Source organism: Pseudomonas pharyngis (assembly GCF_021602345.1).
Taxonomy (GTDB): domain Bacteria; phylum Pseudomonadota; class Gammaproteobacteria; order Pseudomonadales; family Pseudomonadaceae; genus Aquipseudomonas; species Aquipseudomonas pharyngis.
Genome location: NZ_BQID01000011.1, coordinates 58,381 through 82,740 on the forward strand (window position 1 = coordinate 58,381; position 24,360 = coordinate 82,740).

At 60.1% G+C, this 24,360-nt stretch carries 17 protein-coding genes; 10 read left to right on the forward strand and 7 right to left on the reverse strand.

The annotated features are described in order from the left end of the window. Window positions 1-150 precede the first annotated feature (150 nt). From L6D74_RS21760 to L6D74_RS21790, 7 genes are all read left to right on the forward strand, one after another. A complete protein-coding gene (locus tag L6D74_RS21760) occupies window positions 151-4,581 on the forward strand; it encodes a SpvB/TcaC N-terminal domain-containing protein (protein WP_236190329.1) in 4,431 nt (1,476 codons plus the stop codon). Then, window positions 4,578-7,328: an RHS repeat-associated core domain-containing protein gene (locus L6D74_RS21765; RefSeq protein ID WP_236190331.1), complete on the forward strand. Its 2,751-nt coding sequence runs from the start codon at window positions 4,578-4,580 to the stop codon at window positions 7,326-7,328. Before L6D74_RS21760 ends, L6D74_RS21765 begins: the two co-directional genes overlap by 4 nt. Before the next feature lie 55 nt (window positions 7,329-7,383). Beyond that, a complete protein-coding gene (locus L6D74_RS21770) occupies window positions 7,384-7,863 on the forward strand; it encodes a hypothetical protein (RefSeq protein WP_236190332.1) in 480 nt (159 codons plus the stop codon). Between the two features lie 316 nt (window positions 7,864-8,179). Next, on the forward strand, window positions 8,180-9,940 hold the full coding sequence (locus L6D74_RS21775; RefSeq protein ID WP_085647281.1) for an ATP-binding protein: 1,761 nt from the start codon (window positions 8,180-8,182) through the stop codon (window positions 9,938-9,940). After that, on the forward strand, window positions 9,940-11,265 hold the full coding sequence (locus L6D74_RS21780; protein ID WP_236190334.1) for a sigma-54-dependent transcriptional regulator: 1,326 nt from the start codon (window positions 9,940-9,942) through the stop codon (window positions 11,263-11,265). Before L6D74_RS21775 ends, L6D74_RS21780 begins: the two co-directional genes overlap by 1 nt. Window positions 11,266-11,378: 113 nt before the next feature. Continuing rightward, on the forward strand, window positions 11,379-14,213 hold the full coding sequence (locus L6D74_RS21785) for an RHS repeat-associated core domain-containing protein (protein WP_236190335.1): 2,835 nt from the start codon (window positions 11,379-11,381) through the stop codon (window positions 14,211-14,213). Between the two features lie 208 nt (window positions 14,214-14,421). Beyond that, the gene (locus L6D74_RS21790) at window positions 14,422-15,741 is read left to right on the forward strand and encodes an MFS transporter (protein ID WP_064599063.1); all 1,320 of its coding nucleotides are present in this window, start codon (window positions 14,422-14,424) and stop codon (window positions 15,739-15,741) included. A 129-nt stretch (window positions 15,742-15,870) separates the two neighbouring features. Here L6D74_RS21790 and L6D74_RS21795 read toward each other — a convergent pair whose 3' ends face one another. Then, the gene (locus L6D74_RS21795) at window positions 15,871-16,626 is read right to left on the reverse strand and encodes a COG4705 family protein (RefSeq protein WP_236190337.1); all 756 of its coding nucleotides are present in this window, start codon (window positions 16,624-16,626) and stop codon (window positions 15,871-15,873) included. A gap of 343 nt (window positions 16,627-16,969) precedes the next feature. Between L6D74_RS21795 and L6D74_RS21800 the strand changes: the two genes are divergently transcribed. Together L6D74_RS21800 and L6D74_RS21805 are read left to right on the forward strand one after the other, a co-directional pair. After that, window positions 16,970-17,287 carry a hypothetical protein gene (locus L6D74_RS21800; protein WP_085610837.1) on the forward strand — a complete coding sequence of 106 codons (318 nt, stop codon included), beginning with the start codon at window positions 16,970-16,972 and terminating at the stop codon, window positions 17,285-17,287. Window positions 17,288-17,411: 124 nt separating this feature from the next. Then, complete coding sequence (locus L6D74_RS21805; protein WP_085606680.1) at window positions 17,412-18,041, forward strand: flavin reductase family protein; 630 nt, start codon at window positions 17,412-17,414, stop codon at window positions 18,039-18,041. 4 nt (window positions 18,042-18,045) lie between these two features. Here the strand turns inward: L6D74_RS21805 and L6D74_RS21810 are convergent, their stop codons facing one another. After that, complete coding sequence (locus L6D74_RS21810) at window positions 18,046-18,288, reverse strand: hypothetical protein (protein WP_007960172.1); 243 nt, start codon at window positions 18,286-18,288, stop codon at window positions 18,046-18,048. A gap of 43 nt (window positions 18,289-18,331) precedes the next feature. Further along, window positions 18,332-18,685, reverse strand: a complete 354-nt coding sequence (locus tag L6D74_RS21815; RefSeq protein ID WP_064599069.1) for a putative quinol monooxygenase — start codon at window positions 18,683-18,685, stop codon at window positions 18,332-18,334. A gap of 336 nt (window positions 18,686-19,021) precedes the next feature. On the opposite strand from L6D74_RS21815, the gene L6D74_RS21820 reads away from it, so the two are divergent. Continuing rightward, a complete protein-coding gene (locus tag L6D74_RS21820; RefSeq protein WP_064383794.1) occupies window positions 19,022-19,951 on the forward strand; it encodes an AraC family transcriptional regulator in 930 nt (309 codons plus the stop codon). Between the two features lie 225 nt (window positions 19,952-20,176). Here the strand turns inward: L6D74_RS21820 and L6D74_RS21825 are convergent, their stop codons facing one another. The 4 genes from L6D74_RS21825 to L6D74_RS21840 all read right to left on the reverse strand — a co-directional run bounded on the left by L6D74_RS21825 (window position 20,177) and on the right by L6D74_RS21840 (window position 24,287). Continuing rightward, window positions 20,177-21,232: an ABC transporter ATP-binding protein gene (locus L6D74_RS21825; protein ID WP_236190339.1), complete on the reverse strand. Its 1,056-nt coding sequence runs from the start codon at window positions 21,230-21,232 to the stop codon at window positions 20,177-20,179. Window positions 21,233-21,249: 17 nt separating this feature from the next. Next, window positions 21,250-22,098 carry an ABC transporter permease gene (locus L6D74_RS21830; RefSeq protein WP_221398011.1) on the reverse strand — a complete coding sequence of 283 codons (849 nt, stop codon included), beginning with the start codon at window positions 22,096-22,098 and terminating at the stop codon, window positions 21,250-21,252. Continuing rightward, window positions 22,095-23,003, reverse strand: a complete 909-nt coding sequence (locus L6D74_RS21835; RefSeq protein WP_039765919.1) for an ABC transporter permease — start codon at window positions 23,001-23,003, stop codon at window positions 22,095-22,097. Before L6D74_RS21835 ends, L6D74_RS21830 begins: the two co-directional genes overlap by 4 nt. Before the next feature lie 180 nt (window positions 23,004-23,183). Continuing rightward, window positions 23,184-24,287: an extracellular solute-binding protein gene (locus L6D74_RS21840; protein WP_064383797.1), complete on the reverse strand. Its 1,104-nt coding sequence runs from the start codon at window positions 24,285-24,287 to the stop codon at window positions 23,184-23,186. Between the last annotated feature and the right edge of the window lie 73 nt (window positions 24,288-24,360).

Sequence of the window (24,360 nt, forward strand, 5' to 3'; positions counted from 1 at the left end):
GCGCTTCATCGGCTTCGGAAAAAACGGGCGGTCAGCAATGACCGCCCGTTTTTTTTGCCTGCCGTCAGTCGGCACCTGTCAGATCTGACAGGTGTCACGCCCGATGCCCTCTGTTAGCGTGGAACCTCGACGTTTACAGGTTGCGCTGCCATGGTCCCTGATGCAGATGCGCTCGTCACTCCTCCCTCCATCGCCAGGACTGCGTCCATTGCCACCAACGGACGCAGTTGGGGGGAGATCGGTGTCACGGGGCAACGGTCTTACACGCTGCCGTTGCCGACCCTGGACGCGCGCAGCCTCAATCCCGAGTTGCAACTGGTCTACGACGGCAATGCGGGCAACGGGACGTGCGGCCTCGGCTGGGATCTGCCGCTGGCGGCCATCTCGCGCAAGACCAGCAAAGGCGTACCGAAATATGAAGACGCCGACATCATGCAGGCCGACGGCACGGATCTGCGACCCGAACTGACGGCTGACGACAAGATCCTGTCGACCCGACGCACCCTCGGTATTGGGAGGAGGGCCAGAGAGTTTTCGGTGGTTCGCTACATTCCTCGCCTGGAAAGTACGTTCGACCGCTACGAACTCTGGACACCTGACGATGGCAACCCCTTCTGGATAATCGCGCGTGCCGACGGCTCGCAACAGTGCTATGGCATCACGCCGGATTCGTGCATCTGCGATCCTGAAATCCCGGGCCACATCGCCGCGTGGCTGCTGGTGGAAATCCGCAATGCAGTGGGAGAAAACATCTTTTTCGAGTACAAGCGCGACGACAACGAAATTGACCCACGCTTTGATTATCGGGCCCAGCGTTACCTGCGGCAGGTCTGCTACTGCAACAAGACCGCCAGTGCCGACCTGCTGTGCCTGGACCACGCGCAACCGCAGGATCTGGAGTGGCTGTTCCGGCTGATCGTGGACTACGGAGAACGTGACACCGGGCTCGATGCGGTTCCGCCGTTCAAGGCACCGGACGAAAACGCCTGGCCACTGCGCTCAGACCCTTATCGCATGCATCGCTATGGCTTCGAGGTCGGTAGCCGACGGTTGTGCAGGCAGTTCCTGTTGTTCAACAACACGGGCCCGGAGAAGGTGCTGGTCAATCGCCTGTTGCTGGAGCACCAGGCCACGGCGCTGCTCTATAACCACCTGAGCGCCGCGCACTACATGAATTACGACGCGCAGGGGCATATCAAACACTTTCCCCCGCTGGAGTACTTCTATGAACTGTTCAAGCCCAATCCATTTCCCCAGGCCTTTCTGGCACTCGACACGATGCCAGGCCTCAATGACGGTCAGCCTTACCATTGCGTCGATCTTTACGGCGAAGGCCTGCCCGGTTTTCTCTGCCGGTACGACGGTGGCTGGTACTACCGCGACCCCTTGCGCGGCATGCCAGGCACAGACGAAATCGTCTACGGCCCCTGGACCCTGCTGCCGCTGATCCCGAATGCCGACAGCAGCAAACAGGTGGTGCAGATTCTTACCGATCTCACCGGTGACGGCCGTCTGGACTGGATCGTTGCCCAGCCCGGTGGCAGTGGGTATTACACGCTCGACCCGGATGGCAGCTGGTCATTGTTCAAACCGTTCAGCCAGTTCCCCGTGGAATATTTCCATCAACTGGCCCAGATGGGCGACTTGAGCGGCGCCGGTCTGGACGACATTGCGCTGATCGGCCCGAACAGCGTACGGGTGTACGCCAATGTGCGGGAAAAAGGATTCGCGCCCGGCAAGGATGTACCGCATACCCCGACCCCGGATTGCTTGCCGCTGTTCGGCCCAGCCCTCACCGAACTGGTGATGTTCGCCAACCTGCACGCCAGCGACCGCTCGGGACTGTGCAGGGTTCGCCACGACAAGATCGAAGCGTGGGCCAATCTGGGTCATGGCAGATTCGGCAAGGGTGTCGAAATCAGCGCTCTGCCTTTCGAATACAAGCACTTCAATGCCGATCACATTCGTTTCGCCGATCTCGACGGTTCCGGCGCGCCTGCGTTGATCAAGCTCTGTTCCGATCACTTCGAGATCTACTGGAATTACGGTGGCAACGCCTTTGCGCAAGTCCCGGAAGTCGTCCAGTGGCCCAGGGGCGTGCGCTACGACAACCTCTGCCAGGTGACCTTCGCCGATCTGCAAGGCATTGGCTGCGCCAGCCTGCTGTTTACCAAGCCGCACATGAAACCGCAGCACTGGGTGTATCACTTCGTCAATGCAAGGCCATACCTGCTCACCGGTTGCAACAACAACATTGGCTACAGCGCTACGCTGCAACATCGCAGCAGTGCGCAATTCTGGCTGGACGAGAAACGCCTGGAGTTGATGGCGCGCAGACGTCCGGTGTGCCGGTTGCCGTTTCCGCAGACGGTGCTCCGCTGCTTGCAACAACTGGACGAAATCACCGGCAATCAGCTGAGTCAGCAATTCGAGTATTTCGAGGGTTACTACGACGGTAGGGAACGTGAATTTCGCGGCTTCGGCCGGGTCTGTCAGATCGACAGCGAACTGGAACCGGGCAAGGCCGAGAGCGGCCACACGGCGCCGATGCGCGTGACGCACTGGTTTCATACCGGCCAATGCATTGACATGTCCCTCAAGAACATCTGCGAGCTGGATCCGGACGCCCTCCCCTTGGGCGCCACCGTGTATTCGCGTTTCGACGCCGTCGAAGGCACTGAGGTGACCCGCAAGCCCTACCCGGTCGACGAAAATGAAGTTGCCTATGCCCTCAGCGGCCGACTACTGCGCAGCGAAGTGTCCCAGGCTGACGACCCCGAGCCCACGCGGTTGTTTTCCCTGACCGAACATCGCTATCGGGTCCGGCAAGTCCTGGACAAACCTTCGAGCCTGCTGGTGCTTGAACAGGAAACCCGTAGCCATCAATACGAGCGCGTCATGGACGACCCGCTCTGCCAGCATGTGGTCAATATGGAGTGGGACGAGTACGGCCTGTTGACTCACGGTTTCACTGTTGCCTGCGCGCGTCGCCGCACCGAGACCGACGAACCGCCCTTCGACCAGGAGGATCAACGGCAAGCCTGGATGGATAGCCACGATGAGCAACAGCAGTGTTTCTATCTGACGGAAAGCCGTGCCGGGTTCAAGCATTTGACTGAAGACGGCCATTGGCTGCTCGGCTTGCCCTGGCGCCAGCGCAGCAACGCGCTGAAGCTGCCCAAGGGTACGCTGCCGGGCGGACTGCGCCCGGAGGACATCAGTTTTGAAAGCTTCACGCGACATATGGACAGCGCCCAGTGGACAGCCGCCCGTGAACTGACTTCGCTCTCGCAGCAAACGTATCTGGAGGCCGGCGGCAAGCTCCATTTCCCGCCGCTGGCCGGGCCGACGGAACAGGCCGTATTCGACAAGAAGGCATTGTCGGCATACGACAACATCCCGCCGCCATTTGCCATTCGCACAGAATTGCAGACGATCGGATACAGGCCCATGAATGTGTTTTTCCCCGATGACCCGGTAGAGGACGACCTGGAAAACCTGTGGTCAGCCGACAGCGGATTTTTCACCTACACCGGCGCCAACGGTTTTTACCACGTCACCGATGTGCAACAGACCGCCAGCCATGGCGTGACGCACATCACCCGGGACGAAAACCACCTGCTGACCATTGCCATTACCCTGCCGGATGGCTGCACGACGACAATCAGTCATGACCTTCACACGCTCCAGCCCCTGAGCATCACGGACGCCAACGACAACATCCATGAAGTGCTTTACGAGCCAGGCGGCCAGCCCATGGCGCACAGTTTTCATGGTACGGAAGACGGCAAACCGGCCGGCTTCCAACCATTGGCGGAGTACCCCGAGCAGACAGATCTGAGCGTCGAGTACGCCCTCGCCCATCCAAAAGAAGTGCTGGCATCCGCCGCCAGTGTGGTGCGTACGGAACTGCACAGCTGGATGCCATTGCTACCGCCCGGAACGCTGCCGCTCAAAAGAAACGAATGGATCGCCAAAGGGCTGATCCTGCCTGACGGCCACATTCGCGCCTCGGCCCTGCGCTGGCTGAACCAGCGGGAAAAGTGCACAGCCAGCGAACAGACACTGTTCGAGATCATCCGCACGGCCAAGCGGCAACCGGTGCACAGTCTCAATCTGGTTGCCGACCGCTACCACACCGACCCGCTGCAATTGATTCAGATGGTCATCGCTTACATCGACGGCTTCGGCCGCGAATTGCAAAGCAAACAACTCGTCCCGCCGGGCGATGCCTTCGTGGCCACGCATGAGGACAACCTCGAGACGGGCGCCGATGGCAGGCCGCTCGAAATGCCGGCCGTTCAACGCTGGCGCGTACAAGGTCGTGTGGAATACAACCACAAAGGCGAAACCATCCGCGTTTACCGCCCCTATTTCCTCAACACCCATCGCTACATCAATGACAGCGCGATGCGTGAGCACGGCTACCACGACCGGATGTTCTACGACGCCCTAGGGCGGCCGATCAAGACCATCAATGCCCTCGGCTATCTGGCGTTCGATATCCTGCACCCATGGTTCAAGCTCAGCTATGACTTCAACGACACCGACGACACACCGGCGAAGAAGGTCAAGCCATGAACGCCAGTGTGCATTGGCACACGCCATCGCTGGCCGTCATCGGCCCGCGCGGCGAGGCCATCAGACAGGTCGACTACCTGCGCAGGGTGGCCGGCGAGGATGTGCAGGCGCTCATTGCCCGACAGCACTATGACGTTGCCGGCCGACTGGTTGCGCTGCGCGATCCGCGTCTGCCCACGCCCAATAGCACCATGGTTCACAGGCTGGACGGCATGGCGGTCAAAACTCATAACGTCGACGCTGGCAACGACACTGTGCTGCCAGGTCCCGGCGGTCAACTTCTGCACCATTGGGATGCCAACGACAATCACCGGGAAATGACCTACGACCCACTACTGCGTCTGCTGGCCGTCACAGAAAACGGTGCAGCGAACTTTGAAACCTTTCGCTACCTCGACGCATCGGCCGACCCGACGCTCAATCTGCGCGGGCAAACGACAGCACTGAGCGATCCATCGGGCACGCTCGACCTCGACAGCTTCGGCGTGCACGGGCAGACGCTGGAAGAAACCCGCACCTTCAAGGACGGCAAAACCTGCACCAGCCGTCGGGTCTTCAGCGCCGTCGGCGCACTGTTGCAAACCACTGACGCCGGCGGGCACCTACAACAGTCGACCTACGACATCGCCGGGCAACTCGTCCAGGTACAACTGCAACTCAACGGACAAGCCTTCAAGCCGGTTTTGAAAGGTGCGGATTACAACGCCGCCGGCCAGATCACCAGACAACAGCTCGGCAACGACGTGACCAACCGCTGGTGTTACCGGGACGCCGACGGACGCCTGCTGCGACAGTACGCGCAAAAGGCTTCAGAGCCGGCGATTCAGGATTTCGGGTATGAATACGACCGGGTGGGCAACACCACCCGCATTGTTGACCACACCTATACACCGACGTTTTTCCGCAACCAGCGGGTCGACGGCCAGCGCACGTTTGACTATGACACGACTTATCAGCTGATCCGCGCCACCGGGTACAGCGACGCCCCGCCCAGGGACAACCCGGGCCGGCCTCAGCCAACCGACCCACGGGACCGGCGCAACTATGTCGAGACCTTCGAATACGACAAAGGCAAAAACCTCACCCTGCTCACCCATGTCCGCGACGGCAGTACCCATACCTTCGAGATGTTCATCGACCCGGACAGCAACCGCGGTGTGCGCTGGAAAACGGGCGATCCGGAACCGATCTTTCCCGAATGGTTCGACCCCGCCGGCAATCTGCTCGCCCTGCAGCGGGGTCAGCCCATGCAGTGGAACAGCCGCAATCAACTGGCGTCACTGACCCTGGCGGAACATGCCAGCGGTCCGCCTGACCAGGAAATGTATCAATACAGCCAGGGCACCAGGGTCTACAAACGATACGAGACCCACACCCGCAAGGTCAGCCATGTCGAGGAGGTGCACTATGTGGACAATCTGGAAATCCGAAGCAAGAGTTCGGGTGAAGAACTGCACCGGATTTCTGTAAGCACGGGCGTCGGCGAAGTGACCTGCCTGCATTGGGTCGCTGGCAAACCGCCCGGCATCGATGCGGATCAGATGCGTTATTCCCTGACGGATCATCTGGGTTCAAGCGTGACCAAGCTCGATCAACAGGCGCGGCTAATCAACCAGGAAGGCTATTTTGCATTGGGCGGAACCGCGTGGATGGTCGCAGACAAACTCGTGGAGGCGGATTACAAGTTCATCCGCTACTCGGGCAAGGAGATGGATTGCAGCGGGCTTTATTATTATGGAGCGCGGTATTACGCGCCTTGGCTGGGACGCTGGGCCAGCTCTGACCCGGTGGGTGATGAGGACGGGCTGAACCGGTATGCGTTTGTCGGGAACAACCCGATGACGTACGTCGACACTGGCGGACAGACCAGGACGCGGGCAGAGCTGAAAGCTCAAGCTGCCTACTCGATGAAATTCCTGAGTGTTGCCAACAGTGAAATGGATATCCTCGAACGACAGATTGACAACCTTTCGAGTCGGAGACGGTTGCGTACCGTCATAGTTGCAAAATTTCTCGTACAAGTCGCCAAAGTCGTTGCCAGTTGGTTCTCCACAAACGATCTTTTTAGTGCAGTGGAAAAATTAGCAGGAGGAGATCCTTTTTCGTCAATGGTGAGTGAAGTCAAGGGGCTGACCATTGGCAACTTCACTGCTGAACACTCCGCTAAAGTGGTCGATTTGGCTTTTTCAGCCTTCCAGGACGTTTCCAACCCTTTGATACCCCGCAAAACCGATATATCCGCTGATGCAATCTCGAACCAGGCGAGAGGATTAGAAAGTGGTCCCCTCGATGCGTTCATGGACATCAGATCCTTTGAGCCAAAGGACGCCATCGAAGCCTCGGTCAATGCCATCTCCGCCACCGGGGGATCACAACTCTACGGATTAGGAGAACTTATAGAGCTTGGTAAAGTGGCAGAACAGGGGAGCAGGGCCGAAGAAGGCATGTTTTCACAGGAAATCGAAGCCGAGCTGAATGCGCTCGACGCATTGCGTGAAAACATTCTCGGCGTATCCAACGCCGGCCAGACAGCCTTCAGCGAGCTTGGGGTCAACGAGTTCTACAACTCGGATCTCGATTTTGTACTCGACCTGGCACAAAGGAGAGTCGGCACTCAAAAAGCCAGGTCTGTCCGACGCGAGAATCTGCACGCACTCACTGAAAGAGCCTTGTACGTTATCGATGACAGAAAACAAATGCTCAGGACCTATGGAAGGCAAACTGCACACAAACAGCAGAACAAATAACAACCGGCAGGTGACCAGACCGGGCACGCAAGGGTAAACCTATGGGCAAGTGGCGATGAAGGACACCCAAGCCCATCGACACACCCCTTCGGTGATAGCGACTGACAGCAGAGGCTTGCCCGTTCGCCAGGTTGCTTATCTGCGCGCTATCGCCGATGCCCCTGTGGAAACACTCATCACCCGCCTGCGCCACGACACAGCCGGGCATCTGCTCGAGAAGCAGGATCCGCGCCTGTCCATTGCCAGTCAGGTGACCGTTTTTGCGTTGAGTAGCCAGCCACTCAAAGTCAAGAGTGTCGATGCCGGCATGAGCGTGGTACTGCCGGGTCAATCGGGAGAGGAACTTCAGCGCTGGAATGCACGGGGCAATCACTGGCTCACGACCTACGACAATCATTTGCGCCCGTTGACCGTTGAACAGAACGGGGCACCGGATATCGAGACCCGGAAAGGACATTGGGTGGGCCTTGGGGGGCAAGGTCCCGTATGTAGGGCCGGGCATAAAGGCGATTCCAGGGACACAAGATATTCTTAAAGAGGTCAAAGCCATTGGCCAAAACCTTACGCAAGAACAAGAAGATGCTCTGGATTCAGACATCACTGGACTGATGGATTTGCTGCAGGTTAGCTCACAACGATTGATCGAACGAGCAACTCTGGCAGGAGAAACACAGTTGCTGGGACGCTCGCTGGAGCGCATCAGACAGAAGACTGAAAAACGCATTGGTGAACTCAAGGATCTGCGGGCGGTGCTGCACTCCAGATCCGCGAGGATTACCGCGGTGTAGGACACAGTGGAACGACGCCTCGTGGTATGGTGCCAACCCCATTTCACCCTCAGTTTTCTCAGCATGCTGCCGACTTCCCGTACCTTGCGTCTGTCGTTGTACACCCTGCTGATCATCGCCGGTGCCGCCCTTGCTGCAACGCTTGCGATCCGCCACGCCGAGCGTCAGGCGCTTGAAGAAGACGCGGCCCGGGCCAATCAGCAACTGGCGCTGTATGCCAACTCGCTGCACACCCTGATCGACCGCTATCGCGCCCTGCCCGCCGTGCTTGCACTGGACCCGCAGCTGCGCGCGGCGCTGGCCGGTCCCGTGAGCGCCGAACAGCAAACGGCGCTCAATCTGAAGCTGGAAAAGATCAACGGCGCCGCACAGTCCTCGACCCTTGAACTGCTCGACCGCACCGGCCTCGCGGTGGCCGCCAGCAACTGGCGCCTGCCCAGCAGTTACGTCGGTCACAACTATGGCTTTCGCCCCTATTTCAGCCAGACCCGCACCCAGGGCACCGGGCGTTTCTACGCGGTCGGCGTGACCAGCGGGATTCCCGGTTACTTCCTGTCCAGCGCAGTGCTCGGCGATAACGACGAGTTCCTCGGGGCGATGGTGGTCAAGCTCGAATTCCCCGAACTCGAACGCGAATGGAGCCAGGGTAGTGACACCCTGCTGGTCAGCGATGCGCGCGGGATCATCTTCATCGCCAACCAGCCCGGCTGGCGCTATCGCCTGCTGCACCCGCTGAGCCCGGCCGATTACCGCGAGATCAAGGCCACCCGCCAATACGACAAACAGTCGCTGGTGCCACTGACTCACCTGGCGCTGCGCAGTTTCGACGACAACAGTGACCTGCGCCGCGTCGAAGGCCCGCAGGGCACGGCGGATTACCTGTGGGAATCACTGCCGCTGACCGCCGAAGGCTGGACCTTGCATCTGCTGCGCCGCCCGCAACTGTCCTTTGAAGACCAGCGCAATGCCGGGCTCGCCGCTGCCGGGGTATGGCTGGCGCTGGTGTTCCTGTTGCTGTTCCTCAACCAGCGCTGGCGTCTGGCGAAGATGCGCCAGCGCAGCCGCGAGGAGCTTGAGCAACTGGTCGAGGAGCGCACCCGCGACTTGCGCACCGCCCAGGACGGTCTGGTGCAGTCGGCAAAACTCGCGGCACTGGGGCAGATGTCCGCCGCGCTGGCCCACGAAATCAATCAGCCGCTGACCGCCCAGCGCATGCAGCTTGCAACTCTGAGGCTGCTGCTCGATCACGGTCGCGTCGACGACGCCTACAAGGCGCTCAAACCGGTGGATGAAATGCTCACGCGCATGGCCGCCCTCACCGGCCACCTGAAAACCTTCGCCCGCAAGAGCCCCAGCGGCTTGCGCGAACGGCTGGACTTGGCGACGGTGGTCGATCAGGCCCTGCAATTGCTCGATGCGCGCCTGCGCGATGAACAGGTCAGTCTGGTGCTGCACCTGACGCGCCCGGCTTGGGTGCGCGGCGATGCGATCCGTCTGGAGCAGGTGCTGATCAACCTGTTGCGCAATGCCCTCGATGCCATGCAGGGCAAGCCCTGCAAGCGTCTGGAAATCCGCCTGGAAACCGACGAGCAACTGTGGCGCCTTAGCGTTATCGACAATGGCGGCGGCATCGCCGAAGAACATCTGGGTCAGGTGTTCGATCCGTTCTTCACCACTAAACCTGTGGGTGACGGGCTGGGTCTGGGGCTGGCAGTATCGTTCGCCATCGTCCATGAATCCGGCGGGCGCCTGTGCGCCGAGAATGGCGACAACGGCGCGGTGTTCAGCCTGACCTTGCCGATCGATCTGGAGGCGCACATCTGATGCTCAACGCGGTGATGGTGGTCGATGACGAAAGCAGCATTCGCAATGCCGTCGAACAATGGTTGAGCCTGTCCGGGTTCGAGGTGCAGCTGTTCAGCCGTGCCGAGGAATGCCTGGCGGCGCTGCCCAGGCACTTTGCCGGGGTGATCCTCAGCGATGTGCGCATGCCGGGCCTCAGCGGTCTTGAACTGCTGGCCGAAGTGCAGCGCCGGGATCCCGATTTGCCGGTGATTCTGCTGACTGGCCACGGCGATGTGCCGATGGCGGTCGAAGCGATGCGCGACGGCGCTTACGATTTTCTGGAAAAACCCTTCAGCCCCGAGACCCTGCTCGGCAGCCTGCGCCGGGCGCTGGACAAGCGCCGGCTGGTGCTGGAAAACCGCGCACTGCACGAGCAGGCCGACAACCGCGCCAAACTCGACGCGACGCTGCTCGGCGTGTCCCGTGGTTTGCAGACCTTGCGCCGACAGGTACTCGATCTGGCGACGCTGCCGGTCAATGTGCTGATCCGTGGCGAAACCGGCAGCGGCAAGGAGCTGGTCGCCCGCTGCCTGCACGACTTCGGCCCGCGTGCCGACAAGCCGTTTGTGGCCCTGAACTGCGCGGCGATCCCCGAGCAACTGTTCGAAGCCGAGTTGTTCGGGCACGAGAGCGGCGCGTTCACCGGGGCGTCCGGCAAGCGCATCGGCAAGCTGGAATACGCCGATGGCGGCACGCTGTTTCTTGATGAAATCGAAAGCATGCCGCTGGCCCAGCAGGTGAAACTGCTGCGGGTGTTGCAGGAACAGAAACTGGAACGGCTGGGGTCAAACCAGAGCATTCGCGTGGACTTGCGGATCGTCGCGGCGACCAAACCCGATTTGCTGGATGAAGCGCGGGCCGGGCGTTTTCGCGAGGATCTGGCGTATCGCCTGAACGTCGCCGAATTGCGCCTGCCGCCATTACGTGATCGTCGTGAAGACATCCCGCTGTTGTTCGAATCCTTCGCCCAGAGCGCCGCCCAGCGTTTGGGCCGGACGTTCCCGCCGCTCAGTGGTGCGCAGTTGAGCCACCTGCTCAGCCATGACTGGCCGGGTAATGTTCGCGAGTTGACGAACGTGGCCGAACGGCAGGTGTTGGGGCTGGATGAACCGGTGCAGGGCATAGATCCCGGTCAATCGCTGGCGGCGCAGCAAGAGGCATTTGAAGCGCAGTGCCTGCGGGCTGCAATGACCCGGCACAAGGGGGATGTGAAAGCCGTACTGGAAGAACTGCAACTGCCGCGTCGCACCTTCAATGAAAAGATGCAGCGCCATGGGCTGACCCGCGAGATGTTTGTACCGTAATGAAACACAAAGTCTAAAGGGCGCTCCACTGTCAGATCTGTCAGGTTACGCGGTACTGCGTAACGCCTAAACTGAGGCCTCTACGTCCTGCCGTGCGGGAGAGGCACAAGGGCATGAATACTTCCCCCCATTGGTGCACACCCTCGCTGTCAGTCCACGACAGCCGTGGCCTTGTGATTCGTCAGGTCGCGTACCTGCGTACGGTTGCCGATGAATCTGTAACGCCCCTGATCACGCGACAGCAACATAACGCGGCCGGCCAGAGGGTGCAGCAGCGTGACCCGCGTCTTGCCCTTGCCAATATCTCAAGTGTTCTCAATCTGGCCGCAGAGCCGTTGAAAGTCGACAGTGTGGACGCCGGTTGGCGACTGAGTCTGCCAGGTCCGGGGGGTGAACCCTTGCAGCAGTGGGACGAGCGCGGCAGTCACTGGCAAAGTACCTATGACGATCAACTTCGCCTGGTGGCCGTGGCGCATAACACCCAACCCGATATTGAGACCTGCGTCTACGCAGACGCATCGGCCGACACAGGTTTCAACCTGCGTGGCCAGTTGATCCAACGGAAGGATTCGTCAGGGCATTTGATTTTCGACAGTTACTCGACGCTGGGTACATCACTGCGCGAAACCCGCACTTACTTTGATGGCAAGGTGTTCACCAGCAGCCGTCTCCACAGTCCAGACGGCAGCGTGCTGGAGCAGACCGACGGCGGCGGACACTGCCAACTGTTCAATTACGACATCGCTGGACAGATCAATCACGTACAGCTGCAGATCAAAGGACAGACTCGCTGGCAGGCAGTCCTGCAGGATGCGAAATATGACGCGGCCGGGCACATCATTGAACAATTGGCGGGCAACGGCGTGACTCGACGCTGGTTTTATGATCCGGCCAGCCTGCGTCTGCTGCGTCAATCGGCTCGGGTGAATGCGCTGCCGCCACTGCAGGATTTCGGATATGAATATGACCGGGTGGGTAACATCACCCGGATTCTCGATCATGTGTTCACGCCACATTACTTCGCCAATCAACGAGTCGATGGTCAGCGCGAATTCAAGTACGACTCTCTGAACAGACTGCGCAGCGCCAGCGGTTACGATGACGCGGCGCCTCAAGACAACCCGGGGCGACCGCACCCCACCGATCCCAAAGACCGGCGTAACTACATTCAAACCTATTCCTATGACTCCGGTGACAATCTGTACCGGATCCGGCATGTGCGTGATGGCCACAACCATACCCGCGAAATGTCCATCGATCCCGGCAGCAACCGGGGAGTACGCCGGGCCTGCGGCGACCCTGCCCCCGATTTCGGCACTCTCTTCGACCGTCATGGCAATCTCTTGGCCCTGCAACCTGGTAATCCCCTTCAATGGGATTCCTTCGACCAACTGGAGTGCGTCACTCTGGTACATCGCGATTCGGCTCCCGACGACACTGAGTTCTATCGCTACAGTCAGGGTTCGCGAGTTTACAAACGCCACGCGACCTACTCGGCCTCGAACAGCCACTACCACGATGTTTACTACCTGCCGGGGCTGGAAGTCCGGTGCAAAGACAATGGCGAAGAACTCAATGTCATCACCCTGAACATCGGTGTCGGCACTGTACGTTGCCTGCACTGGGTCGCGCGTGCACCCGCCGGTGTCGATCCGGATCAATTGCGCTTCACGCTGGATGATCACCTGGGTTCGTGCCTGATGGAGCTCGATCACCTGGCGCAATTGATCAGCAACGAAGGCTTTTACTCGTTTGGCGAAACGGCATGGATGGCCACACGCTCGGTAATCGAACTGGCCTACAAGTTCGTTCGCTATTCAGGCAAGGAAATGGATGAAAGCGGCCTGTATTACTATGGCGCGCGGTACTACGCGCCTTGGCTGCAACGCTGGATAAGCAGCGATCCGGCGGGGGTGGTCGACGGGCCGAATCTTTACGGATTCACAGGCAACAATCCCATCCGTTTTATCGATAACGATGGACAGGGACGTTCCCTGTTCCACGAAACGCCGCAAGAACGCGATGCAAGGAAAGCGCAAAGCGCTGCGGCTCAACAGGCCCTCTCAGCCAACAAGGCGCTTTCACACGCGGTTGTCCGGCATATGAAAATTCTCGAGGTCACCGACCTGCGGATCCGCGCCGTTGAATCACAACTCGACAATCTCCAGTCGCAAAATGCGCTGACCGGTAACGCCGTCAAGCGCACCGGCACCTTCGTCGTAAAACAAGTGACCAGTTACGTGGTCGGGATCGGCGTAGGCGCAGTGGCAGGTGCATTGGGCGCGGTCGCGGGCCCCGTCGGTACCGCGTTCGCCATCGTTCTTGGGATGTTAGCCAAGACGACGACCGGTCTGGCATTCGACTATGTTGCGGAACAGCAGGGCCTATCGACGTCAGTCATACTCAAATCCAGAAAACTGAATCCGGAAAGCATTGTGCGCAAAGGCGAATACAAAACCGTCTCGCTGTCAGGCTACGCTCACATGAAATACAAGAAAACGTTTGAGGGCGTCATGGCTCCCACCGAACTCAACGCGCTCAAGGCAACCAAGGAAGTCTCGTCTCCGCTCATATCCATTGCAATGAAGGCCCATGAGTCTCCGCTATCCGGGGAGATCGGTGCCGTTATGAGCACCCTGGTCGGCGCCGTCGAAATCATGTACGAGATCGAAAGAGCCAAGGACGGAATGACTCCTGCGCTGCAAGAGAAAATCGAACTGCTTAATCAGTACATACCCGCTTTGATTGATGTATTGGAAAGAGGATTGGCTGAAGTGAACACGGCGTTCGATACCGCCAACCGCGACTCGATTCATACCTATCGAATGCTCAGCAAATTCTTCGGGAACGCACCGGGGGATACTTACCAAAGCGTGGCAAATGCGACAAACGCAACCATTTCAAACTTGAGGAATCTTCACGCCCGGACTCAACGCGGTTTCAACTGAGCCATGTTCATCATGCGAGGAGTTGCCGAAGCCAGCAATCTCGGCAACTTTCTGCTCAGTCGCCACCGACAATGAGCGGATTTCCGCTCAAAAAATCCACCTCCCCCCTCTAAACCGGCCCTCTCCCCGTTGGCACAGCTCCTGCTATAGCCCTCGCAGGCTGCGTTTCAACGCGCTCCACAACAACAATTAAATGAAGGATCCTTCAATGGATAACTCCAACACCCTGCCCCTTGGGTCGGCTGCCGTGCCGGCCAAAGAACGAACCACCGCCAGTCGCATCAAGTCGATCTTCAGCGGTTCCGTCGGCAACATGGTCGAGTGGTACGACTGGTACGTCTATGCCGCCTTCTCGCTGTACTTCGCCAAAGCCTTCTTCCCCAAAGGCGACACCACCGCCCAACTGCTCAACACCGCCGCGATCTTCGCCGTGGGCTTCCTGATGCGCCCGATCGGTGGCTGGCTGATGGGCCTGTACGCCGACAAGGTCGGACGCAAAAAAGCCCTGATGGCCTCGGTTTACCTGATGTGCTTCGGCTCGCTGATCATCGCCCTGAGCCCGGGTTATGAAACCATCGGTGTCGGCGCGCCGATCCTGCTGGTGTTCGCCCGTCTGCTGCAAGGCCTGTCGGTCGGCGGCGAATACGGCACCTCGGCGACCTACCTGTCGGAGATGGCGACCAGGGATCGCCGCGGCTTCTTCTCCAGCTTCCAGTACGTGACTTTGATTTCCGGCCAGCTCATCGCGCTGGGCGTGCTGATCGTGCTGCAACAGTTCCTGACCACCGAAGAGCTGTACGCGTGGGGCTGGCGTATTCCGTTCGCCATCGGCGCGCTGTGCGCAATCGTCGCGCTGTACCTGCGTCGTGGCATGGAAGAAACCGAGTCGTTCACCAAGAAGGAAAAGTCCAAGGAAAGCGCCATGCGCACCTTGCTGCGTCATCCGAAGGAACTGCTCACCGTGGTCGGCCTGACCATGGGCGGTACGCTGGCGTTCTACACCTACACCACCTACATGCAGAAATACCTGGTGAATACCGTCGGCATGAGCATCTCCGACTCCACCACCATTTCGGCGGCCACGCTGTTCCTGTTCATGTGCCTGCAACCGATCATCGGCGGCCTGTCCGATAAAATCGGTCGTCGCCCGATCCTGATCGCCTTCGGCGTGCTCGGGACGATCTTCACCGTGCCGATCCTGATGACCCTGCACACCATCCAGACCTGGTGGGGCGCGTTCTTCCTGATCATGGCGGCGCTGATCATCGTCAGCGGCTACACCTCGATCAACGCCGTGGTGAAGGCCGAGCTGTTCCCGACCGAAATCCGCGCCCTGGGCGTCGGCCTGCCGTACGCGCTGACCGTGTCGATCTTCGGCGGCACCGCCGAATACATCGCGCTGTGGTTCAAGAGCATCGGCATGGAAACCGGTTATTACTGGTACGTGACCGCGTGCATCGCGGTGTCCCTGCTGGTGTACATCACCATGAAAGACACCCAGAAACACTCGCGCATCGTCACTGACTGATCGGGTTTATGCAGCCACTGCAATGGTGGCTGTTCTGGCCTCATCGCGAGCAGGCTCGCTCCCACAGGATCAGATTTACGCCGATCCGATGTGGGAGCGAGCCTGCTCGCGATTGGAGTCACCTCGGTCTCATGCCGACTCGGCAATCGCCGGTTTTCCATAACGTTTCTGCGCAAAAGACGCGCCGACAATCATCACCAGCAGTATCCCCCCCAGCACCGCCGACGAACCGATGGTGCCAAAGTCCAGCCCACCCTTCTCATGGGACTTGGTCATCAGGTCGCCCAAGGTCGCGCCGAAGGGCCGGGTCAGCACGAACGCCACCCAGAACAGCGCCACCGTCGAAATCTTCGTGAAGTACTTGAGCAGCACGACTACGCCAATCGCCGAGCCGATCAACAGCGCGCCACCGGCAAAGCCCAGGCCCGAGTCGTCCGCCAGGTAATCGCCGAGCGCGGTGCCCAGGGTGTTGGAGAACAGAATCGCCATCCAGTAGAACATCTCGCCGCGAAAGCTCTGCACCTTGGTGACGTTGAGCGAGTCGCCACTCAGGCGCCACGCCGCGAAAATCGCCAGCAGGATCGCGATCAGGATCATGGAACCTGTGGCGTAACCCAGTTCCAGCGTACGGTCCATGAAGTCCGACATGGTGGTGCCGGCGGTGCTGGTCGACAGGATCACGATCCAGTACAGCAGCGGTTTGTAAGTCTTGGACATCAGTTGCGCGATCAGCGTCAGGACAAACACGCTGATCAGGATCAGCGAGCTGATGGCGTAACCGACATTGAGGGTCATCGACAGCAAATCCCCCGCGGTTTCCCCCAGGGTCGTCGCGCAGATTTTCATGACCCAGAAGGCCAGGGTGATTTGAGGCAGTTTGTTCATCGCAGGCAACGCTCCAGTGTGTGACGGCCGGTTTTTGGCTTTATGGCCGTGGGCAGACTGGCGTTGCGCGGGTGAAAAACCGGTCGGGAATCCATGAAAAATCTGTCACACAAACGAAAAGCGGCGATTAATCACCGGTTAATGCCCCTGCCGCATCCTGCACCTACCTGATCGATTAACTGCGCGACGCTCGCTGCGACGACGAAAGCGAATTGAATGCGTCGCCCTTAATATCAATTTAATCGATTGTTTTTAGCATTATTTTGCGCTTTTTAATCAATTTAGTTGGCGTAGCATGAACCCCATGCGAAACACATCGCCAACGAACCCGGAGACAACGACCATGAAAACCAAACTGATCCTCGCCCTGACCCTGTCCGTACTGGCCGCCAACACCTTCGCCGCCGATGGCTCGGACAAAACCAAATCCGCCGACTTCATTTCCGGCGCCAGCGCCGCCATCGAAACCAGCCACACCGGCACCTACGCTGCTGACGGCTTCGACAAGACCAACGTCGGCAAAGCCGTTGCTGCGGATGGTTTCGACAAGACCGGCACTGCCAACGCTATCGCCGCAGATGGTTTCGATAAAACCGGTACTGCCAACGCCATCGCTGCCGACGGTTTCGATAAAACCGGCACTGCCGCAGCCATCAGCTGATCATCAAATACACACACCACAGCCCGGCTTCGGCCGGGCTTAGTCATGTCTGGAGGGCTGGAAATCAGCCGCCCGTCCTTGCACTATGGCCGCTCTCTGACAGCCGTTTCCAGGAACACCCGCCATGCCCGATGACATCCATTTCTACGAACCGGCCAACGGCCACGGCCTGCCCCACGACCCGTTCAACGCCATCGTCGGCCCGCGTCCCATCGGCTGGATTTCTTCGCAGGATGCCGAGGGTCGGCTGAACCTGGCGCCCTACAGCTTTTTCAACGCGTTCAACTACATTCCGCCGATCATCGGGTTCTCCAGCGTCGGGCGCAAAGACAGCCTTAACAACATCGAGCAGACCGGCGAATTCGTCTGGAACCTCGCCACCCGCCCGCTGGCCGAGCAAATGAACCAGAGCTGCGCGATGGTCGGGCCGCAGGTCAATGAGTTCGAACTGGCGGGGCTGACGCCGGTGGCGTCGAAGGTGATTGCCGTGCCGCGCGTGGCCGAAAGCCCGGTGTCCTTCGAGTGCAAGGTCACCCAGATCATTCAGTTGCAGCGCGCCGACGGCGAGACCGTGCCGAGCTGGCTGGTGCTCGGCGAAGTGGTCGCCGTGCACATTGCCAAGTGGCTGTTGAAGGACGGGATCTACGACACCGCCGCCGCCGAACCGATTCTGCGGGGCGGCGGGCCGGCGGACTACTTCCAGCTGGGGCCGGAGGCGTTGTTCAAGATGTGGCGCCCGGGGGCGACGAAGTAAGCGCTTACCAGATCAGCTCGGCGTCGTCGGTGACGCCCTTGAGCTTGTCCAGCTCATTGATCGCGGCTTCATCGGCCGCGATGGCGCCGGGGAAAACCTGATCATTCAGAAGCTTGTGAAAGCGCGGCGCACCGCCGTCGACCAGGGCCTTGACGGCGATTGCCGCGTGATAACCCTTGTTGCCGCCCAACTCGACGGGGACTACAGCGGAAACCGCTTCGAAGTGTTCGAACTCTTTACGTGCCATATCGCAGGTCCTGGCTCAGTCGGATAAGCCGGACATTAAACATTCAACCGGCAAGTTTGTGTACCGGCGCAGTGCATTGCCCTACGGCCTGTGCGGCCGAGACTTCCTTGAACGTGTGGAAATCCAGGCTGTTGACCACCAGGTCCTGCACCAGCTCGGCAAAGACTTCCATCGACGGGCTGCTGAAGTACGCGGTCATCGACTGCTGGTTGCTCCAGAAACCGGAGACCAGCCACAACTCGGGATCACACTGCGAATGCTGCAAGGCAAAGCTCAGGCAGCCGGGGGCGGCGCGGGACGGTTCGATCAGGGCGCTCAGGCGCATGCCGAGTTCCGCCGAACGTCCGGCACGCGCTCGAACGAAGGCCATATGACTGACGGGAATCTGCTTGGACATGTTCAACCCTCCCAGGGAGTCGCGTGGCAGCCGGGGACGGGCTGCGACAGGATTCAAGGTTAAGGGCCGCTCCCCGTTCGCCGTTAGTCGATTCCTGCCGTCGCGTTGCACAATCCTGCGAGACTGTCTTGCAGACCTGTAACAAGTCGTAAATTCCTGTCACCGTCCTGTCACACCGATTTCGGGCAACTCTGACCACCTGCGTCCTGCTATGGCTGGACGGGCCAACAACCCAATGCAGGATCAGGCAAGCATTTCGCAGGATGTGTCTACCGCCCTGGCTTGCACAAACTTATGCTCTGCTCCACTCCACCGACTTTGCCGAGGATGCCGCACGTGACGTCATTCGATCGTTTTCAAGCGCCACCCGATGCCGACATGGAAAAGCAGCGCGCGGAACTGGCGGCGATCATCCGCCGCAACACGTCCGAAGATGGCAGTTATGCCACTGCCGTCGGTTCGCTGTTCATGTCGCGCCACACCCAGTCCCATGACTTCGCCCCGGTGCTTGCGCAACCGGCGCTGTGCATCATGGCCCAGGGGCGCAAAGAGGTACGGCTGGCGGATGAGTTCTTCAATTACGACCCGCTCAATTATCTGGTGGTGTCGGTCTCGATGCCGTTGAGTGGACGGGTGGTGAATGTCTCGCCGGAGGAGCCGATCCTCGCCGTGCGCCTGGACATTGATCCTGCGGAAATCACCGCGCTGATCGCCGACGCCGGTCCGATGGGCGTACCGACCCGGCCGACCGGGCGTGGTCTGTATGTGGAGAAAATCGACAGCGCCATGCTCGATGCGGTGCTGCGTCTGGCCCGCCTGCTCGACGCACCTAAAGACATCGCCATGCTCGCGCCGCTGATCCGCCGGGAGATTCTCTATCGCTTGCTGCGCAGCCCGCAGGGGCATCGGCTGTACGAAATCGCTATCGCCAACAGCCAGAGCCACCGCATCAGCCAGGCGATCAAATGGCTCAACGGCAACTTCGAACAGCCGCTGCGCATTGATGACCTGGCGAAGGAAGTGAACCTCAGCGTCTCGACCTTGCATCACCGCTTCAAGGCGATGACGGCGATGAGTCCATTGCAGTATCAGAAGCAACTGCGCCTGCAAGAGGCGCGGCGTTTGATGCTGGCTGAGGGGCTGGAGGCGTCGGCGGCCGGGTATCGGGTGGGGTATGAAAGCCCTTCGCAGTTCAGTCGCGAGTACAGCCGGCTGTTTGGGGCGCCGCCGTTGAGGGATCTGGCGCGGTTGCGGCTGACCGTCTGACTCTCAAAAGCCCCTCACCCTAGCCCTCCCGAAACGTCGGACCGCCCGGAGGGAGAGGGAACTGATTGGGGGATATTGACGAAATACACCGACCTGAAATTGCTTTACCGAATCCATAATCGACTCGATCTCACAGGTCGACGGATAACGCCAGACACCTCGGTCGGCTCCCTCTCCCTCCGGGAGAGGGCTGGGGTGAGGGAGCGATTTCGAGCAGAAGCGTAATCAAGCGCCGAGCACCCGACACGCCTCACTGGGCAACGTCACCGACACCGGATGCCCGATCCCCAACCCAATCCCCTGACACGGCGTACTCAGCGCCGTGAAGGTCACCCCGGAACACTCCACCGTAGTCTCGATCGTCGCGCCGATATCCCGCACAAACGTCACCTTGCCCAGCAGACGATTGCCCGCCGTGGCCTGCGGCGCCGACAGTTGCAGGTCTTCGGGGCGGATCAGCATTTTCACTTTCTGCCCGACCACGATGCTGCTGCAGATCGGCACTTGCAGGGCATCGCCGCCCGGCAGCACGACCTTGCCATCGCCCAGCGCGGTGGCCGGGAAAATATTCCCCGAGCCGATAAAGTCCGCGACGAATTCGTTGGCCGGGTGCCGATAGATTTCAATCGGCGTACCCACCTGCTGCACCCGATGCTCGCCCAGCACCACCACGATATCGGCCATGGTCATGGCCTCGCGTTGATCGTGAGTGACCATGATCGTGGTGATGTTCAGGCGTTGTTGCAGCTGGCGGATTTCCACCTGCATCGACTCGCGCAACTTGGCGTCGAGCGCCGACAGAGGTTCGTCGAGCAACAGGATTTTCGGGTGCGAGGCAATCGCCCGGGCAATCGCCACTCGCTGACGCTGGCCGCCGGAGAGCTTGGCCACCGGGCGATCGATCATCGGTTGCAGCTGGATCAACTCCAGCAACTCCACCACTCGCGCCTGTTGATCGGCCTTGCTGACGCCGCGCAGTTTCAGCGGATAGGCGATGTTTTCGCCCACGGTCATGTGCGGGAACAGCGCCAGCGACTGAAACACCATGCCGAAGTTGCGCAGGTGCGCCGGGGTGTGGCCGATGTCCTCGCCGTCCAGGCGGATCTCGCCGCCGGTGAGGGTTTCCAGCCCGGCGATCGTCCGCAGCAACGTGGTCTTGCCGCAGCCCGACGGGCCGAGGAAGCACACCAGTTTGCCCTCGGGCAAATGCAGGTTGACGTCTTTTACCGCGCAGGCTGAGCCGTAGTGTTTCTCGACGTTTTCCAGAATCAGACCAGACATAAAATCACCTCAAGAAATCAAAAGGACACGCCGCCTTCACCGACCAGCTTCTCCAGCGCCCAGATCAGGACGAAGTCGATCAGCACGATCAGCACGGCAAACGAGAACACGGTAGGGTCGAGCGATGACACGGTGCGGCTGTACATCCAGATCGGCACGGTCATGACGTCGATGGTGTAGAGGAAATAGGTCACGGTGAATTCGTTGAACGAGACGATGAACGCCAGCAGCATCCCCGCCAGAATCCCCGACTTCATCAACGGCACCACCACATCGACGATGGCCCTCAATGGCGACGCGCCAAGCATCTGCGCGGCTTCTTCGACTTCGCTGCCGATGGAGAGCATGGCCGCCGTGCAGTTCTTCACCACGAACGGCAGCGCCAGAATCACGTGGGCAATCACCAGCCGCGAGGTGGTCATGTGGAACGGCAGGCTGTCGAATACCAGCAGCAAGGCCAACCCCAGCACCACCATCGGGAACACCAGCGGCAGCGACATCAATTGCAGCGCCACACCCTTGCCACGGAACTCGCAACGGGTCAGCGCGTAGGCCGCCGGCACCGCGATCAGCGTGGCGAAAATCATCGTCAGGCACGCCACCAGCAAACTGGTGCCCATGGCCTGGCCGAGGCTCAAAACATCGCTGGCATCGGGCGAGACGAAGGTGTGCCACGCCGCCTTGTACCACTGCAGGCTGTAGCTGCTCGGCGGGAAGTCGAGGTTCGACGCACCGCTGAACGACATCACGATCATGGTCAGGATCGGCAACACGGCCAGCAGCAGAATGATCCCGGAGAGGATGCCGGCAAACTTGCCGGTGTCGCCCGGCAACAGCGACTGACGCTTCTTGAACAGGGCACTCATTGCGAAGCCTCCAGCAGACGGCGACGGCGGCCGGTGATGTATTCGGACAAGGTCATGATGGCGAGCGTGGTGACGATCAGCACCACCCCGGCGGCGGACGCGGCAGGCCAGTTCATCAGCGGGGCGATCTGGTCATGCACCATCACCGCGAGCATTGGCACTCGCCGACCGCCGAGCAACAGCGGCACCACGAAGCTGCTGGCGTTGTAGGCGAACACCAGGGTCGCGCCGGTGATGATCCCCGGCAGGCTCATCGGCAGCACCACCTGACGGAACACCTGAAAACGACTGGCGCCCAGCGTCGCGGCAGCCTCTTCGTAGCTGCGGGCGACGCCGCGCATGGCGCTGGCAATCGGCAGCACGGCCAGCGGAAACGCGGTCTGCACCAGGCCCATCAACACGCCGTTCTGGTTGTACAGCAACATGATCGGGCGCTTGATCAGACCGAGGCCCATCAAGGTCTGGTTGAGCATGCCGCCGGGGCCGAGGATCACCAGCCAGCCGTAGCTTTGCAGCAATAGGTTGACCAGCAGCGGCAACAGCACCGCCGCCAGAAAGATCCGCCGCACGAACGGCGAGGTCAGACGCGACATGGTGTACGCCACCGGGATCGCCAGCACCACCGCGATCACCGCGCTGATCAGCGCCAGACGCAAGGTCAGCAGCAACGATTTGAGGTAGTAGGGTTCGAGCAACTGCGCGTAACTGGCCAGGCTGAAGCCCGACCACTCCGCGCCCTTGGTGCCGACGCTCATGCGCAGCACCAGCAGGCTGGCGGCAATCAGCACGCCGAGAAACAGCATCGACGGCGTGAGGAAAAACCACGCCCGCGCGGTCGGCGAAACACCGCGCGCCGGGCGCACGTCACCCGTGCCGACCGGTTGGGTCAGGGATTGATGTTCCATAGCAATGATCTCGTCAATGGAAAAACAACGGCTTCAAGCTCACCTGGCCCTCTGTGGGAGCAAGCCTGCTCGCGATGCGGACTGACATTCACCAACAACGTCGGCTGACAGATTGCTATCGCGAGCAGGCTCGCTCCCACAAGAACTTTCGGTGCTTGAGAGCCTGAGTACGTCACTCGATCAGGAAGAAAAGATTTCCGTGTAGCGACGAATCCACTGGTCATGCACGGTCGCCAGGAAGGCGTTGTCGTGCATGATCGCCTTCTCCGCGATCTGCTCCGGCGTGAGGATGAACGGGCTCTTGCGCGCTTCGGCGGAGATGATCGCCTTGGCGTTGACCGGGCCGTTGAAGATGTCTTCGGCCATCTTGCCCTGCACCAGCGGGTCGAGGGAGTGGTCGATGAAGGCGTAGGCCAGGTCGGTGTCGCCCGGACGGTTCTTCGGCATCACCGAAAGCATCAGGTCGGTGTAGAAACCTTCCTTCATGCCGAACGTGGCACCGAGGCCATAGTTCGGATCACGGATCTGCTTGGGGAAAAACGCCGGGGCATATAGGCCGCCCATGTCCAGGGAACCGGTGCGAAACAGCTCGGCAATCTGGTTGGGGTTTTCGCCAAGGGTCACCACGCGGTCTTTCAGCTCGGCGAGTTTCTTGAACCCTGGCTCGATGTTGTGCTCGTCACCACCGGCCAGTTTGGCGGCGATGATGATCAGGTCCATGGCCTCGGTCCAGTTCGGCGGCGGCAGGAAAATGTTCGGCGCCAGATCGGCGTCCCACAGCGCGGCGTAGCTGTCCGGCGCGGTGCTCTGGGTACGAGTGCTGTAGACCAGACTGTTGCACCACAGCAGGTAACCGATGCCGTGACCGTTGGCGCCGGTGCGGTATTTTTCCGGGACGTCGACCAGGTTGGGAATGCGGTTGAGATCGGGTTTTTCCAGCAGCCCGGCAGCGGCCAGACCTTCGGCGCCAACGCCAGCCAGAGTGATGATGTCGTACTGCGGACGGTCACCGCCGGCCTTGAGTTTGGCGACCATTTCCGAGGTGCTGCCGGTGCGGTCGGCAATCACTTTGGCGCCAGTCTTGGCTTCGAACGTTGCAGCGATGTTGCGCAGTGCAGCCAGGCCCGTGTCATCGGACCAGGTCAGCAGCCGCAGGGTCTTGCCGGCGAAGCGGGTGTCGCTGGCACTGGCCCGGATGAAGGGCATGCTCATGGCCGCCGCAGCCACCGAAGCCACGCCGACGGTTTTGATGAATTGACGCCTGTTCAGATCGTGCTCGCCCATTTGGGACTCCCATTATTCTTGTAAGTATGAGATTGATCGCAACCCTTGCATCTGCTTGACCGAGATTGCTCAA